This is a genomic window from Coprococcus sp. AM11-30B (assembly GCF_027674365.1).
Lineage (GTDB): Bacteria > Bacillota > Clostridia > Lachnospirales > Lachnospiraceae > Allocoprococcus > Allocoprococcus comes.
In genome coordinates this window covers 41,841-58,556 of record NZ_JAQDVB010000006.1, presented here as the reverse complement: position 1 = coordinate 58,556, position 16,716 = coordinate 41,841, and the positions used below count along the sequence as shown (strand labels likewise).

Genomic DNA, 16,716 nt, shown 5'->3' with positions numbered 1-16,716 from the left:
AAATGAATCAGGACAAAGTATATGACAAGACACTCTACGACAACCTTGATTATGAAAGGGATAAAATTCGTAGAATTGAAAATCAAGTGAAAGCCAAACCAACCGAAAAAGATTTGAAGATAGCGATATCTGTTCTGAAGGATTTTGGCATTACTGCTACCATATCCGATATTCCAGATGTGAAATCTGTATATGAATTGGAGAAATGGAAAGCAAGACTGATAAAAGATAGACTGGACAGGGAGGACAAATGAAAAAATTACAACAATTTTATATCATGAAATTCTCTTCCACTAGATTAGATAAGTTTGGATATCACTTAAAGAGGATTCTTGGTAATTCGGGATATCATATTCGTGATATTCGGCAAAATGGTGAATTGATTGCTCTGGCAGATAACCAGGCATTGAGAACTATTAGAAATATACGGTATGAGCGTAACCCTAATATAATGCGGTATGATCCGGCTATATTAAGTGACCTATACGCCCAAAAGAAAAATTTAAAAAAGCAATTTAATGATTATGCGAAACGGCAAATCTCAATAATCAACGGTAAGATTGATGAAATGCTATTCATTCCAGAATATGTTTCTGTTGTCATTGATGATATTTCTCATTACAGAAAAATCATTCGTGATGGATTATATATAAATGGATTTAAGTATGTTCGCCTCATGTGTAGTGCCGGACAAGCGAGAGTAAATACTGTAATCTTAATTCGTGAAGATTTTGATGCAGAGTTAAAGAAAAGATTACGTTGTGGGGCAAAAAGCGTCAAAATAACGAAAAACAAATACAATGCTTACTTTGCTCTCTCATCTTCTGCAACCTACACAATTCCACACCCGAATGTTTATCTCATTGATGACTGCGAAATCGAAATGGAAAAGAAAGTTGATTGGATTTCAAAGATTCCAAAAGAAGAAAAAGACGCTATTGCAAATAATGAGCGAGTTTCTGAAGAGATAAAAACTCTGCCGTTTAATTTATTCGATGGATGTGGTGCTGTTTCTGTGGAATTCGCAAAGCGTGTAGCTGATGAACTGGAATTAGATTATATCCCATCTGCATTCTGTGTAAGATGCGCATATGTAAAAGGTATGGTGTTCGTTGTTGATTTCAAACAGTATGCTGCAGAATGTGGGATTACAGAAATGAAAGATCTGTATGGGAATCTGGTAGATATAACTAAAACAGATATGATCCTTACAAAGTCACAGTTTAAATTATGGAATGCTTATGATTCAATTCAAGAATATGATAGATTATGTGAAGAAAATGGTTTCTTGTGGGGAGTTACAAAAGTTACTCCTAAAACAGACGATAATTGTTTTCGTTCCAATTATCAATTCTGTCAGGCTATTGATCTCACAAATGATGATGACGTAGCTGAGTTATGTGATCCTACTGTAAAGTGGCTGAATGGTATTTCGATTGACGATCCAAACCAGGCGATATTATTTTTGCTTGGAAAACTATGTGATAAAGATGATATTGATTTTAACAACATTTTTGACTTGACAAGTGACAATGTTGCGAAAGCACTGATTGTTAATCCAGAAATGATTAGCGAAGAATATATAAAATCAAATATCATAATGAGCATAAATAAAAAAATCAGAGAAACTTATTTAGGAAAACTTATTCTGGACGGTAATTTTAGTGTAATGATTCCAGATATGTATGCATTTATGCAGCACGCATTTGGTCGTACAGTTACCGGTGCATTAAAAGAATTTGAGCATTACTCTTACTTTTGGAACAAACGTGGAAAAACTGATGTTGTTGCTATGAGATCACCGCTTACATGGCGTTCAGAAGTGAATAAACTTAACTTGAAGAACAATGAATTAACAGAAAAATGGTTCAAATATCTGACAAGTGGCATTGTTTATAATGTTTGGGGTTGTGACTGCATAATTCATGCAGACTCCGATTTTGACGGAGATATTGTAGCCACTACTGATAATCCAGTGTTCTTACGCTGCCGTTACGACAATCTTCCAATTACATACTCAAAATCTACTGTAGATAAAGAGTACATTTCAGAAGATGAACTGTACAAAGCAGACATTCAATCATTCGATAGTACAATTGGTCGTATTACGAATATTTCAACTGCATTCTATGAGATTTTAGCACGCTATGAGGGTGATATTACATTCAAGCGTGAGCAAGATGAGATTTTGGAACGCCTCAAACTTATCAGAAAGTCTCAGGGAGATTCGATTGATAAGGCGAAGGGAATAAAAATTGAGCCAATGCCTAAACATTGGACAAGGAAGATTTCTAAAAAGCCAGACGATGTGGAAGATATTGACTTTGAGTTTTACAATTCAATAGTTGCAGACAAGAAACCTTACTTCTTCCGTTATCTTTACAGCTCTGAGAACTCTAAGTATCTTAAATACCTGGATAAAGAGAACGATGTGTGCATGATGTTGTTCCAAAAATCAATTTATGACATTCTGGATTCTGCGCCGGAAGATCTTACTGACGCTGAGAGGGATTATCTAATTGATAAATTTTACCCTTATTCGCCACTGATTGATTATAATGGCAGGATGAATAAGATTTGTCACTATATGGAGAAGCATTTAAGTGAAATAAAAAGAAAAAGACATATGAAAACGCCGGAACATTTGGTTAAGTCAATGTATTCTGGCACTAATTTGAACTTTGCTGAAGAAGATATTGAGTACATGAACGCTCAATACCTGGACTACAAAGCACAAAAAGACAGTTTAAGAGTAAAACGCAAGAGTGATTATACTCACAGTGTCTCTCAAACATCGGAATTTATCAAATATCCGCTTGCCATCAGAGACAGAATTACAGATAAGTTTATCGGTGATGTGCAATATGCTTGCGATTTGGCAATCTATGTATGCTATGAACTGCATCCTAGCCGTACAAAAGACTTCTGTTGGAGTATTTTTGGCAACCAGATTGTAGAAAACTTGAAAAAGAACTCTACTGTCACACCCAAAATGCCAGTTTTGGATGAAAAAAACGGAACAATATCATATCTCGGTAAAAAATATAGCGTTGTGGAGGTAAATGTATGATTTATTTCGATGAATTGTCCGTTGCGCAGGAAATGGAGGCTTCCACTACTGCTGTTGACGAATACAAAAGATCTGATTTGCTCTTGTATGCAAAATATTTGAGATACAAGGCGATTACAGAGTCCGGGAAGGACTACAATAATGTCACTGTTGAAGATATGGAACAATTAGACAGCCAAATAGAAAAAGAGCTAAAAGCATTTTGCAATAGGTATTACATTGATTTCAATTACATTGTGAAATTTCAGGATATCGACAATGCAGTTGCCAGCTCACGACTGTATAAGTTAAAATTGCCACTCCCTACTCCTATCACCAAAAAGGAGTGGGAGAAAATTTGCACGATTGAGAATGACAATTACCGCCGGATGTTATTTGTGATGCTTGTTGATGCAAAATATCACAGGCTACATAGTATTTCCATTGAGAATTCTGCCACTATCACAGAAGATACACTTTTTTATTGTCATATGGAGAAAAGAGATATTTATAAAGCCGGTGCATGTAAATTTAAGAATGCGGAAGAGAAAAATTTTTCTCTTGGTTGTCTGTTTAGAAATGGGTTGTTTGATATTACAAACAATAAATACAGATCGTGGTTTGTGAAATTCGTTGATATATCTGATAACCCAGACGATGTGCTTGACTATATCACGGATTACGATCATTTGAGTTTACATTACGACAGATTATGTGGTAAGAAAATTGGTACATGTAAAATTTGTGGGAAACTATTTAAGCAGAGCAAATTCAAAGATGCCTCTTTTTGTTATAAACATCGTGGATATAATAAATCAAAAGCTAAAAAGGTCAGAATTGGTGTTTGTATTGACTGTGGTAATGAATTTTCTGTAATGGCTACTAATACAACTAAATGTAGGTGTAATAATTGTCAAAAGATTAAGCGTTCCAATGATATCAAACAATGGAAAATGAGCCATAAAGCATAACGGAACAGGTGTTTTTTGATAAGCTAAAATCTCTGTAATTAGCAAAGGGAGCTTTTTACAGAGGTTTTTTGTTTTTGCACCCTATTATGAATAAGGGAGTATGTAGGAACGTACATAAAACCTTGCTTTTATGGTAACAGTCAAAAAATAAAAAGGGGTGGTTGGTATCAATCCGAAGTACAAAAAGTTGGAAAATGAGACTGATTACGAATATGGTCTTAGACTCATCTCTATAAAGGTCGAAGAAAAGCCGGACGATTTGGACTGGGAAGATATTGTCACGCTTTTACATTTAGACTGCCATAGGGATAGCTTACGAAAAGCTGCAAATGTAACTGAATTTTCTGGTTATAAAGTTATGCAGTATTTCAAAGAGAAAATGGAAACTCAAAGCCATGATGACACTGAAAGTTATTTGAAAGAGCTTGAATTGAAAAAGAGAGAGCTTATCAAAGAGCGTGCGAAACTTCATACTGAAAAGTTGGAGTATAACAGATGGTTACGTGAAGATGCCAGGGATGATTTATTTGAGGAAAAAGTCATTACTGCTATTCACGAAACGCTGAATAAAGTAGATCCTCCGCAAAAAATCGGTGGTATGCTTTCATCTCGTTATGGTCTTTTGAATATAGCAGACTGTCATTTTGGAAAAGATTTCAAAGTGTATGGTCTGAATGATGAAATTGTAAATGCTTATAGTCCTGAGATATTTTTTATGCGTATGGAAGTTCTCTACAATGAAGTGGTGGATTATGCACACAAAGAGAAACTCAAAGGATTCAAAGTATTTAATTTAGGGGATTCGTTAGATGGATTCTTGCGTAATTCACAATTATGGACATTACGGTATGGTGTGCCGGAAAGTGCCGTTATATACGGGGAGTATATGGGTAAATGGCTGAGAAGATTGTCCGATGAATTTGACATAGAATACTATCAAACAAATGGAAATCATGGTGAACTTCGCTTACTGGATGGTAAAAAAGGTGAACATTCACATGATAACATTGAAATGGTTACTGGAAGTATTATTCGTATTATAAATGAGGACAATCCCAACTTCCGTTACATAACGAATAAATCCGGCTTTATTTTTACTGATATTGCTGGATATAATGTTATAGGGATTCATGGGGAAGTCCGTAGTTTAACTGCTGCTATTAAAGATTACTCTGATATTTATGATACCAAGATAGATTATCTTGTGGCTGGTCATAAACACCATTCAGAGTTTGTAAACTGTGGAGTCCGTAGAGGGGTGATTGGTGTTGGATCAATTATTGGATCAGATGATTATTCAATGTCAATAAGGAAGACTGCCGATGCCACAGCATCTTTTGTTATATTTGAAACTGGAAAAGGAAAAGTTGATGAGCATACATTTGTTCTCAATTAACCTTAATAATGAGTTACAAAATACAATGTAGAACATTTAGCAGCATGAAGGAAATTTTTGATTGTTTGGAGATTCATTCAAAAATTCCACACGAAGAATACGAATCGGTTAAATTATATGGGGAGTCAAGTTTTATTATAGATGCATTGAAATATGCTATTACAGAGTATAGCGATATTACTATTGCTTCTATTGATATAATTCTTTCAGATATTGATCCTGTTTGCAAGGATCTGTATGTCTTATCTCTTACAGAAGAAAATGAGCTTTACATTCAACCAGCTTATAATGGGGAGAATATGTATCGTAACGAAGCAAAATTTGCAATTGTTCAAGATACAGTAAGTTCGCAGCTTGTAAAAGATATGTCTGTTGATGACTTATCTTCTACTGTTTTGGGAACTTTTATTTTTAACAAGCAAAAATAAATGTAGAAATGTATTGACATTTTCTGAATATATGCTATAATACATACATAAGGAACAGGAAATAAAGTAAATGAAATAAATAGAGGTTTACCATCCATAAACTTCTATTTATCTCTTACTTTTAATCAAACTATAATAAATGTATAATGCGGATTAGAGCAGTGGTCAGCTCGCTTGCCTCATAAGCAAGAGGTCGAGGGTTCAAATCCCCCATCCGCAATTTATCTTGTTTTATGTTTTGTCCTATATGTTTTTGTTAATAAGCGGTGGGGCTATTCATTGCGTAATAGTTCTATCGTTTATGTAAGAGTACATAGCAAAGTCTGGCAATGCACTGGTCTGCAAAATCAGTATTCGTTGGTTCAAATCCAACTGTACTCTCTTTAAGCTCATACAGCAATTTATTTGGGATATTTCTGTTAAAAATACTACCGAAATGAGCTTAGTTTCGTAAGGCACGTACAGCAAATTACTTATACTTTCAAATGGATGAATATTTTAAGTGGATTGTGCCTTGATTTTGGTCTTGTAGTTAAGTGGTAATAACATCGGATTGTCTCTCCGAAGTCGTGGGTTCGATTCCCACCTAGACCGTTATGGGGTGTTGGACAAGCGGTTTAAGTTATAGCCCTTTCACGGCTACGAGATGGGTTCGATTCCCATACACCCTATTACTGGTGAATCTGCAGTCAACCAGAAACGTTTTTTAGCATTTACAACGAGAAATAAATGTAGCAAGTTATATTAACGTGATATGCTTGTTGGGTTATAGTGTAAGCCGAGTAAAAACTAACTGTAGATGTGTAGTTTAATGGTAAAACAACAGTCTCCAAAACTGTAAGATGTGGGTTCGAGTCCTACTGCGTCTGTTCTGCATTTGTGGTGTAATTGGATAACATACCTGGCTTCCACCCAGGCGATGCCGGATCATTCCCGGTCAGATGCTTTTTGCATTTATGCAATTTTATATTTGGGTGTGTAAACGACTACGGAGATCGGGCAGACTGTAAATCTGCTGCCTTCGGGATCTAGTGGGTTCGACTCCCTCCACGCCCATGTGAGATAGTTGCTTTACCAATTCTAACGACTCACTTCAAACGGTAGAAATTGGCGTTTACGACAAGCGGTAATGAAGATCTTTCCTTCCACGATAGCAAGGGTAAACTACATTTGGGAAGTTAGCTCAACTGGTAGAGCATTAGGTTGAAGCCCTAAGTGTAGGTGGTTCGACTCCACCACTTCCCACTCAATCAAATAAAGCCCTTATAAAAAGGCATATGAGGTATACATGAAATGGTGAAGAAAACATAATCATGGACATATAGCTTAATGGATAGAGTTCACGACTACGAATCGTGCGATATAGGTTCGATTCCTATTATGTCTGTTTTGCCCGTATAGTTCAATGGAGAGAACATGGTTCTTCTAAAGCTATGATCTTGGTTCGATTCCAAGTATGGGTGTTTATTTTTGGAGAGGTGGCAGAGTCTGGATTATTGCACCAGTCTTGAAAACTGGCAACCGTCAGTGATGGCGGTTCGTGGGTTCAAATCCCACCCTCTTCGTTTTACAGTTATAATCAATTTGGCGATTGGTTGGCATGTAATATTATAGGTACATTATTTAATCTGGGTGTAACTCAGTTGGTAGAGTAACCGGCTTTTAACCGGTAAGTCGTGAGTTCAAGCCTCACTACACCCATCATGGTAAGGTGGCAGAGTTGGTTTAATGCACTAGATTGCTAATCTAGCGTACATGTTAAGTCATGTACCGTGGGGTCGTAGCCCACCCTTACCGCTCATATTATACTGGAATATAATTCAATGGTAGAATGCCTCTCTGATACGGAGGTCACATAAGTTCGATTCTTATTATTCCAATTTAGACACATACAGCAAAATTTTTGATTTAATTCTTTCAAATTATTTTTACAAGCAAATGAAAATTATATGAAAAAGCATAGGATATTATTCCTCCCCTTAATATCCTATTGTAAATCAACAGAAGATAATGATATCCTCTGTCAAAGTGTCTAGTATAGGCTCACACAGCAAATATGAACAACTAACAAAACATATTAAAGAATATTTTATATTTTCCCCTCAAACACTAAGTATTTTTGATGAATGAAATAGTTTACATTTAGAGCCTAGTGAAAGTCGCATACAGCAAATTATAACGAAAAATTGGGTAAGTAATGCAAATATTTACATAAAAATCTGACCAGACAATCTTCAGTGTATTGTCTATCATCAGATTTTCTTCGATCTTAGCGACTTGTCTTTTATCCATCTACCATGTGTAGATAGGAAATCTGATTTTGGCATAGTCATTATCAGTTTTTAATGCCCTGTAGTCCAATGGTAGAACGGCAGACTGTTAATCTGTATGTTGTGGGTTCGATCCCCACCGGGGCAGTTTATAATGGGGTATCGCCAAGCGGTAAGGCACAGGACTTTGACTCCTGTATTCGCTGGTTCGAATCCAGCTACCCCAGTTTACCGTGGATGTGAAAGTCTTAGCTTTGAAGATAAATAACAATAAACTTGAATTGTAACAAAGCAAAATACAATTGAAACGCACAAAGTTTAAAGCGATGGATGAAGGTTTTTAGTGCGCTAGATATTACGCTATGTCTATTTATTATCAGATATCAATAATAGATGGGTAGATGTTTTATCGAAACTGGTGTTAAGGTTGAAACCATGTATGTATCCGAAATAGTCACCAGGATAATCTATAACTATTTATACACGTGGGGATGGCACAGTTCATTGTCTGTCAGAGGGCGCACTAGGTAAACCTCATTGAACACATCTGCTGGTATGGCGCAATTGGTAGCGCAACTGACCTGTAATCAGTAGGTTAAGGGTTCGAGTCCCTTTACCAGCTTATTGAGAGTGTGATGCAATGATTATATTATATGGAACATTACATTTTCAATTAGACTATAATTCTACAATATATCATGTGGATGTGGCGTAATTGGCAGACGCAGCAGATTTAAGCTCTGCTATCTTAATGGTGTATGGGTTCAAGTCCCATCATCCACATTAAAAATTACCACTATCAAATAGTGTAAATCATAAATTATTCCGAAGCTATCTGACACTTATCAAGTAGCTTTGTTTATATATTGTGGTAGATTGGCGAAACAGGCAAACGCAGCAGTCTCAAACACTGCCGGGAAACCTTACGAGTTCGAGTCTCGTATCTACTACTATAAACAAATAATAATAAAGGTGGAATTATATGTCTAAACACAAACAAAATAATGATGGAATTTATTTCTTAGGTGAATCATCAACAGATGTCACCGGCTCTCAGTACCTTGTACAATTTGGAGGCAAAAAGATATTACTGGAATGCGGATTATATCAATCCAAAAGCAATAGTTATCTTGATTCCTATAAAATCAATTCAAAGAAATTTGGATTCAAACCAAGTGAGATTGATTACTTGTTTGTGGCACATCCACATGTGGATCATTGTGGCTTAATTCCTCGATTGGTTGCCCAGGGATTCAATGGAAAAATTATAACTACACCTAACACTGCAGCGGTTATGAAATCGCTGCTTTTTAATTGTGCTTTTATTGTAGCTGATGAAGCAAGAATTCTTTCAAAACGCTACAGCAGAAATTACTCTCCTATTTATAGTGAAGATGATGTTTCTAAAACATTGCAGTTAATTAAACCTTATAGTGAATATGGTGTTGTTTTCCAACTTGACGATGTAGTTAGTTTTCAGTGGATTCCAAACTCTCATTGTGTAGGTGCTGCTCAATTACAATTGATTTTGTCAGATGGATTGAAGACAAAGAAAATTCTGTATACATCTGATCTTGGTGCTTTGAATACGAAAAATCATTATGTAAGAAATACTGAAATTCCGGCAATGTTCAATGATGTTGCCATTATGGAAAGTACATATGGAAGTAGAGAAAAAGTAAATAAGAAAACCAGGGATTTTGACGTTGAACATTTGAGAGTAGCTGTCAATACTGTATTGGAGCGAAAAGGTACTCTTCTGCTGCCATGTTTCAGTTTTAGTCGGACACAAGAATTACTTACTGTTCTCTATTTGATTTTTGGTTGTGACGATTCATTTAAAGCTGATGTAGTTGTTGATTCAAAACTTAGCTGTGAAATTTCTGACTTATATGAAACCATACTTAAAGGCGAAGACCTGGAATTATGGATGAAAGTGCGAAATTGGAAAAATGTTGTTTTTTTATCTGAGAAAGAAGAATCCAAAATGTGCCAGAATGATACTACTCCGAAGATTGTATTGTCATCCTCTGGATTTTGTACAAATGGTAGGATTGTAAACTATTTACAAAAGTTCTTGCCCGATCCAAACAGTATGGTTGTATTCTCTGGATATGTTGGCGATAATCCTTCATATCTCTCCTATCGAATCAAGAACTATAAAGACTACAAGAAACTGACAATCAATAAAGTGCCGGTTGTAAATAGGGCTGACTGTATATCGCTCTCTACTTTCAGTAGCCATGCCAATAGAGATGACTTGATTAAGTTCGGTAGTTCTTTGAATACAAACAAACTTATCTTGGTTCATGGTAGCGAAGAAAGCAAAAAGTCATTATCTGAAAGTTTAAGAAAAGAAATTTCTAAAAATAATAAGACTTTCAGAGTCTTATGTTCAAATAAAGGAATGAAAATTTCGTTGTAATCTTTTATAGCATGGGTTGGAAACTTCCCATGCTTTTTTATATGGGAGATTGGTGGAATTGGTAGACACGCTGCGTTAAGGGCGCAGTGCCGTTATTGGCGTGTGGGTTCGAGTCCCACATCTCCTACTCCCACTATTCTATAGTGGAAAAATTGCATAAAGAAAGAAGGTTTGACAAATGGGTGTTACAAAAAAACAGCAAGTGGAAAAATCACTCGCTTCTGACGTTTCAGTAAATAGCGATGTCACGCTTGAAAAAATCTCTGCCAAAGAAGAACCAGATGATTACGTTTGTCAGACTTGTGGTAAGCACTATAAAAAAAGAAAAGGCAATTTCTCTCCATCTAAGTCACCGATTTATGCCGGTACAGATGGATATATGAACACATGTAAAAATTGTGTTGATGAATTGTTTATACATTACACTAATTTTTTCAATGGTAATGAAGAACGTGCTATTGAAAGAATATGCCAGTTGTTTGATTTGTACTTTAATGAAAGTGCCCTTGCTGCATCAAGAAAAATCAGTGAGGATCGTAGTCGTATTTCTGTATACATCAGCAAGATACAGATTAAACCTCATACTGGGAAAACATATAGCGATACTTTGATTGAGCAAAAATCAAACTCTATCAATTCAGCCGATGACGTTGCTGAATATAGTGGATTGGATGCTACTCAGTTGAAAAAAGCTGTTGGTGTTTGGGGATTTGGTTTTGAGCCGGAGCAGTATGGTATTTTGAATGATATGTTTGACGATTGGAAATCTAGGGTTGTTATTGATGGCAAGACAAGAGAAACCCTTGTAAGGGAACTGTGTATTATTAAGTTACAGATGAACCTTGCATTGAAGGATAATAATGTTGAGCTTTACACAAAGCTGATGAAAACATATCAAGAGACTATGAGATCCGCAAACTTACAGCCGAAGCAAGAAGATGAAAATGATAAAGCATCTGAAAAACCAATTGGTGTAATGATTAAAATGTTTGAGGATGAACGTCCGATAGATAAGTGCCGACCAGAATGGGAAGATGTAGACGGTATTGTAAAATATATCACTATCTATTTCTTAGGGCATTTATGCAAGATGTTGAAATTAAAAAATAAATACTCAGCTCTTTATGAAGAAGAAATGGCTAAATACAGAGTTGAGATTCCCGAATTAGAAGAAGCTGATGATGAAGATATCTTTGATTTCATTGTAAACGGCGGTGACGCTGATGGAACGAAAGAATAAAGGTAGTTTATCGGACTCTAAATACGACAAAATAATGTGTGGTCTGAATATATGGATAGGCTACTATCGTGCAAACCCTGTACGATTCCTTATTGATTATTACGGTATGGAGTGGATTCGCCCATTCCAACAAGTGCTAATCACATTTATGTTCAGATTCAATAATTTTATGACTATTGCGAGTCGTGGTATGGGTAAGTCCATGATCGTTGCTGCTTTCCTATGTGCCTATTGTACACTATATCCTGGTGTCAAGGTATGTATTGCTGCCGGTCAACGTGGTCAGTCAATTAACGTCCTCTTGAAGATTGTAGAGGAATTTATGCCACAATCTCCTAATCTAAGGAATGAGATACTCAAAACAAATACTTCTCCCTCAGAGGGATTTATATATTGGAAGAATGGTTCTGTTATAAAAGTTGTAACGGCAAGGGACTCTGCCCGTTCTGCCAGAGCAAACATCATTATAATGGACGAGTTTAGACTTATTGATAAAGGTGTCGTTGATAAGGTACTGAGAAAATTCAAAGCCGGACAACGTAGACCTAACTTCTATAATAAAGAAGAATACAGCGATAAGGTTGAAGAAAATAAGGCTAAATATCCAAAAGAACCTAATAAAGAGATTTATTTGAGTAGTGCATACTACAAGTATCATTGGTCTTGGGCAAAGTTCAAGGCATTTTTTAAATCCATGATTAAAGGCGAAAGCTACATGGTCGTTGGATTCCCGTATCAATTACCTGTTTATGAAGGATATTACCCAGAAGAACAGATTCGTGAAGAAATGCAGGAAGATGACTTTGATAGCATTGCATGGTCAATGGAGATGGATTCTCTTTTTTTTGGTAGTTCTGAAAAGGCTTTCTATAACTTTGAAACTGTAGATAAGATTCGTAAGATTCAGAGAGCATTATATCCGAAGCCTTATTATGCACTGTTGAATGACAGTAAGTATAAGTATGAACCAAAAAGAAATGGTGAGATACGTCTTTTATCAATGGATATTGCGACACAAGGCGGTTCTAAAAATGACGCTACTTGTTTTACACTGATGCAATTGCTTCCAACTTCAAGCAATCAATATATTAGAAATGTTCTGTATATTACTACATTAGATGGTGGTCATACATTTGACCAGGCTTTAAAAGCAAGGCGGTTATTTGAGGATTTCGATTGTGATTACATAATCGTAGATACAAATGGTGTCGGTATTGGTGTATTCGATAACCTTGTTATTGAACAGGTTGACGATGAAAGAAATACTGTATATCCGGCATGGTCGTGTATCAATGATGACAAAATGGCTGAAAGATGTAAAGATCCTGAAGCAGAGAAAGTCATCTACAGTATTAAGGCTACTGCTAAATTCAACTCTGATGCTGCAGTATATCTTAGGGACTGTATCAAACGTGGAAAGTTACGACTTCTTATCAATGAAATAGATTCTAATGATATTTTGAATCGTAGTAAGGCTTTCCAGAATTTATTAGTTGAAGATCAAGTAATGTTCCAAGAACCATTTTATCAGACAACTGCCATGATTAAAGAAATGATTAACTTGGACTACACTGCTACTGACGGAAAAATTAAAGTCGTTGAAGTCGCTGGTATGAGAAAGGATAGATACTCTTCTATCTCCTATGCCAACTATATTGCAAATGAGCTTGAAAGAGACATGCGTAATATTGAAGACGAATACGGATTTTCAACTTTTATCAATTAAAAAATTAGGAGGTAGATAGATGCCAGAACAGAATGAAGTGGCAGCTTCTACTACCAAAAAGCGTGGTAGATCATCTGCACCTAAACGTAAGGCAAACACGAATAATCGTGCTAACCATAATGTAGAAACAAATGCTTATGCCTATAATACTACATTACCTTATATCTATTCTGTCTTAGGGGATTTTCTTGATGCCTCCCCATATACGATAAAGGATATTAGAACATTTTCTAAAAATCCCCAGTATTACAACAAACAGTTAAGAGATTTGGCTTGGTGGGCGTATAACACTAACGGTAGTGTAAGGAGTGCCGTTAATTATATTGGCTCTATGCACACTCTTGATAAGGTAATTGTTTGTAAGAATAGAAAAAAGCGTCCGAGAAATTTTGAAAGAAACAGACTCAAAATGTTATCCGTTCTTGACAAAATCAATTATAAGCAACAAATCAGAGATAATCTGATGAAAAATGCAAATGATGGAACTGCTTTCTACTATTTTGAAACTGCAAACAGACCTATTAGCAATGAGAAATTCATATCTGATTATCAAATGGCTAATATTGTTGAGATAAATGAAATTGGTATGGATGTTTCTATTATTCCTTTGCCTGTTGATTGGTGTAGAATTTGTGGCAGAGTAGGTAATCATTATCGTATGGCTTTTAATTTGAGATATTTCGATCAATTCAATGACAGAGAATTAAAAGCACGATTACAAGCTATGCCGAAAGAAATTCGTGATGGATATAATCAGAATAAAGGCAGCATCAATAATTGGATTATACTTGACGATACAAAAACTATCGTTACAAAAGTAAATGCTGCAATTAACCAGCCCTGGGGTGTACCAATGGCTGTAACTGCCTTTGATGATATTATGTATGCTGAGTATTTTGTCAATACTAAACGTACAGTTTTGGATTCAATCAATAATCAGATTATTTATATGACATTCCCGGAAGGAAAAGAAAAAGGAACGTCATCTCTTACAAAAGACCAACAGAGAGAACAGCATGAAAAAGTAAAAGAGGCTGTTATCACTCGAAGAAGTCAGTCTGGTATATCTTTCTTTTCCCTTGCAAGTGGAACTAAGATAGATAAAATGGACGTTGATATAGATATTTTCGATGAGAAAAATGAAGCATCTATTAAGGACGCTGTGCCTGGTGCTTTAGGTATCAGTTCTGCCAGTCTTGACGGTAATACAAAAGGTAACTATGCAACTGCTTCTCTTAACTTAGAGCTTGTTGCAAGCAATACCTACACATGGGTTGAGAATTTCATGTTTGAGCTTAATAAATGCATTAACGCAAATATTATCATGGATTCTTCTTGTGTGGTTGATTGCTATATTTTACCTACAACCTTTGCAAACAGAGATAAACAAGTAAAATACATGCAGGATTTATATTCTCATGGTAAGGGATCTCTGACCGCTTGGGTAAGCGCAACTGGGTTTGATCCAGATGCATATATCTCTCTGCTTGACTATGAGTTAGAGTCTGATTTTGAAAACAAATATCCTGTTCATGCTACATCATTTACAATGAGTGGTCGTGATGAAGCAGATAGTAAAGAAAGTGGTCGTGAAACAGTAGATTTTGCGACAAATGAAAATACGATACAATCACAATCTTCTGGTTCAAACACCAATCCTAAACCAAGTACAGATTAGGAAGGAAGATTATGTGCATGACGGAAACAAATTCTGTAGTGAAATGCAAATCAGTTTTTAAGCCTGGTGTTGCAAGGCATTTAATCAAAATGGGAAATCCTGTTTATGATATCAAGCCGAAGAAAGAAAATCCAGACGCTTCTATTTTCATATTTGTGGAAACGGAAAAATTTGTAAATGATTTCACTACTATTTTAAGTACATCTGAATAGATGTTTATTACGTTATTGTTAGAAATGGCACTTTAGGGTGTCTTTTTTATTGCAATAAATTATACAAAAAGGTGGTACATATCATGGAAATGGAAAAAAGATTTTTAGAAATTTCACAAGCCACCAACCCAAATGGACGCAGACGAGTCAAAATTGTTTTGCATGAAATTTACCCCGATAACACACGTTGGAATATCAATGGTATCTCCTATCTTGAACAATACACAAGAGATAATGCAGATACCGTAAAAGGTATGCCATTATGCGCTGAGTTCCTGGATAATGATAAAGAAATCCCATATGGTCATGGATTGACTGGTCAGATTAAAAATATGCCGGTATTTGAAGATTCTGTGCAAGTAGGTGTGTTTGAGGACTGGTCGATTGAAGACATTGAATTGGAAGACGGAATGCATAGATGTTTATGTGGTGTTGGCTACATAAATGAAGCAAGATATCCAAAGTTCGTAAAATGGATTGAGGATAAGATTGCTGATGGCATTACTATTCGAGGAAGTGTTGAATTTGTTGGTACAAAGGAAAATGACGGTGAAATAATTTATGATGGCGGTTGGAAAGAACAAGGTCGTATCCCTATGATTTATGATTATAGTGGATATTGTATCTTATCCGTAAAACCTTCCGATTCGACTGCCGTATTAGTTGAACTTAACCAGTTCAATCGTAAAAACTTGGAGGTTATTGAAATGAATGAAGAAATGATGAAAGCACTTTCTGATTTAAAAACTGACATTATTTCAGAATTTCAGGACACTAGAAAAGTTGAAGTAAATTCACAGGTTGCTAGTCTTGAATCACAGGTTGCAGAACTCAATTCTAAGATTGATGAGCTGAATGCTTCTATCAAAGAAAAGGATGAGGAAATTTCTGAACTTAACCAGAAATGTGAAAAATCTGAAAGTGATGCCAAAGCAAAAGAGGACGAGCTTGATGCGAAAAATAAAGAGCTGAATGCCCTTGTTGAGACACAGGCTGCAGAACTCAATGAACTGAAGAAAGCAAACAAAATCGCTGAGTTAAATAGTGCCCTTGCAGACTATACAGATGAGCAGAAAGATTTTGCCAAAGAAGAAATCGAAGCATTTAATGCTGATCCGTTCTCTGTAGAGATCAATTCAATCACAACAAAGATTGATGCAACTGCATATAAGAAAATTCGTGAGGAAAATGCAAAGAAATCTCTTGAAATGAACTCAATGAAAGACGAATTTGATGGCATTATGTCAGCAATTGATCCTATCGTCAAAGATGATAATTCCGTTGACGATTTTGATTGTTTTGCTTAATCAAACAAAAATAA

11 protein-coding genes and 20 tRNA genes are annotated in these 16,716 nt (G+C 35.8%); all 31 read left to right on the top strand.

Going from position 1 to position 16,716, the window contains the following annotated elements:
- The first annotated feature begins 2 nt into the window (after window positions 1-2).
- A complete protein-coding gene (locus PGU50_RS04985; protein WP_118174551.1) occupies window positions 3-254 on the top strand; it encodes a hypothetical protein in 252 nt (83 codons plus the stop codon).
- Window positions 251-3,070, top strand: a complete 2,820-nt coding sequence (locus PGU50_RS04980) for an RNA dependent RNA polymerase (RefSeq protein WP_270246263.1) — start codon at window positions 251-253, stop codon at window positions 3,068-3,070. Before PGU50_RS04985 ends, PGU50_RS04980 begins: the two co-directional genes overlap by 4 nt.
- Window positions 3,067-4,020 carry a hypothetical protein gene (locus PGU50_RS04975; RefSeq protein WP_270246262.1) on the top strand — a complete coding sequence of 318 codons (954 nt, stop codon included), beginning with the start codon at window positions 3,067-3,069 and terminating at the stop codon, window positions 4,018-4,020. The genes PGU50_RS04980 and PGU50_RS04975 overlap by 4 nt, the downstream gene beginning before the upstream one ends.
- Window positions 4,021-4,207: 187 nt before the next feature.
- Entirely contained in the window at window positions 4,208-5,416 is a 1,209-nt protein-coding gene (locus tag PGU50_RS04970) for a hypothetical protein (protein ID WP_147343919.1), read from the top strand.
- 44 nt (window positions 5,417-5,460) lie between these two features.
- Window positions 5,461-5,844: a hypothetical protein gene (locus tag PGU50_RS04965; RefSeq protein ID WP_147343918.1), complete on the top strand. Its 384-nt coding sequence runs from the start codon at window positions 5,461-5,463 to the stop codon at window positions 5,842-5,844.
- Between the two features lie 147 nt (window positions 5,845-5,991).
- Window positions 5,992-6,064 (top strand) — tRNA-Met (locus PGU50_RS04960).
- Window positions 6,065-6,151: 87 nt separating this feature from the next.
- Window positions 6,152-6,225 (top strand) — tRNA-Cys (locus PGU50_RS04955).
- 141 nt (window positions 6,226-6,366) lie between these two features.
- A tRNA-Asp gene (locus PGU50_RS04950) sits at window positions 6,367-6,438 on the top strand.
- A gap of 4 nt (window positions 6,439-6,442) precedes the next feature.
- Window positions 6,443-6,515: transfer RNA gene (locus PGU50_RS04945), tRNA-Glu, on the top strand.
- A 126-nt stretch (window positions 6,516-6,641) separates the two neighbouring features.
- Window positions 6,642-6,713 (top strand) — tRNA-Trp (locus PGU50_RS04940).
- A gap of 4 nt (window positions 6,714-6,717) precedes the next feature.
- Window positions 6,718-6,790, top strand: a tRNA-Gly gene (locus PGU50_RS04935).
- Window positions 6,791-6,816: 26 nt separating this feature from the next.
- Window positions 6,817-6,900, top strand: a tRNA-Tyr gene (locus tag PGU50_RS04930).
- 116 nt (window positions 6,901-7,016) lie between these two features.
- Window positions 7,017-7,089 (top strand) — tRNA-Phe (locus PGU50_RS04925).
- Between the two features lie 70 nt (window positions 7,090-7,159).
- Window positions 7,160-7,231 (top strand) — tRNA-Arg (locus PGU50_RS04920).
- Window positions 7,232-7,235: 4 nt separating this feature from the next.
- Window positions 7,236-7,307, top strand: a tRNA-Arg gene (locus PGU50_RS04915).
- A 9-nt stretch (window positions 7,308-7,316) separates the two neighbouring features.
- A tRNA-Ser gene (locus PGU50_RS04910) sits at window positions 7,317-7,409 on the top strand.
- A 65-nt stretch (window positions 7,410-7,474) separates the two neighbouring features.
- Window positions 7,475-7,545: transfer RNA gene (locus PGU50_RS04905), tRNA-Lys, on the top strand.
- Between the two features lie 4 nt (window positions 7,546-7,549).
- Window positions 7,550-7,641, top strand: a tRNA-Ser gene (locus PGU50_RS04900).
- Window positions 7,642-7,653: 12 nt separating this feature from the next.
- A tRNA-Ile gene (locus PGU50_RS04895) sits at window positions 7,654-7,724 on the top strand.
- A 466-nt stretch (window positions 7,725-8,190) separates the two neighbouring features.
- Window positions 8,191-8,262, top strand: a tRNA-Asn gene (locus PGU50_RS04890).
- 7 nt (window positions 8,263-8,269) lie between these two features.
- Window positions 8,270-8,341 (top strand) — tRNA-Gln (locus PGU50_RS04885).
- 322 nt (window positions 8,342-8,663) lie between these two features.
- Window positions 8,664-8,736: transfer RNA gene (locus PGU50_RS04880), tRNA-Thr, on the top strand.
- A gap of 78 nt (window positions 8,737-8,814) precedes the next feature.
- Window positions 8,815-8,897: transfer RNA gene (locus tag PGU50_RS04875), tRNA-Leu, on the top strand.
- An 87-nt stretch (window positions 8,898-8,984) separates the two neighbouring features.
- Window positions 8,985-9,064, top strand: a tRNA-Leu gene (locus PGU50_RS04870).
- 32 nt (window positions 9,065-9,096) lie between these two features.
- The gene (locus tag PGU50_RS04865; RefSeq protein ID WP_270246260.1) at window positions 9,097-10,539 is read left to right on the top strand and encodes an MBL fold metallo-hydrolase; all 1,443 of its coding nucleotides are present in this window, start codon (window positions 9,097-9,099) and stop codon (window positions 10,537-10,539) included.
- Between the two features lie 43 nt (window positions 10,540-10,582).
- Window positions 10,583-10,666 (top strand) — tRNA-Leu (locus tag PGU50_RS04860).
- Between the two features lie 51 nt (window positions 10,667-10,717).
- Entirely contained in the window at window positions 10,718-11,779 is a 1,062-nt protein-coding gene (locus PGU50_RS04855) for a hypothetical protein (protein ID WP_270246259.1), read from the top strand.
- The gene (locus PGU50_RS04850; protein ID WP_270246258.1) at window positions 11,763-13,505 is read left to right on the top strand and encodes a terminase large subunit domain-containing protein; all 1,743 of its coding nucleotides are present in this window, start codon (window positions 11,763-11,765) and stop codon (window positions 13,503-13,505) included. Before PGU50_RS04855 ends, PGU50_RS04850 begins: the two co-directional genes overlap by 17 nt.
- Before the next feature lie 19 nt (window positions 13,506-13,524).
- Window positions 13,525-15,183, top strand: a complete 1,659-nt coding sequence (locus tag PGU50_RS04845) for a hypothetical protein (RefSeq protein WP_118174535.1) — start codon at window positions 13,525-13,527, stop codon at window positions 15,181-15,183.
- A gap of 17 nt (window positions 15,184-15,200) precedes the next feature.
- Window positions 15,201-15,395 (top strand): hypothetical protein, encoded by a 195-nt coding sequence (locus tag PGU50_RS04840; protein ID WP_118174532.1) that lies wholly within the window; start codon window positions 15,201-15,203, stop codon window positions 15,393-15,395.
- Between the two features lie 83 nt (window positions 15,396-15,478).
- Complete coding sequence (locus tag PGU50_RS04835; RefSeq protein WP_270246256.1) at window positions 15,479-16,702, top strand: hypothetical protein; 1,224 nt, start codon at window positions 15,479-15,481, stop codon at window positions 16,700-16,702.
- Window positions 16,703-16,716: the final 14 nt, after the last annotated feature.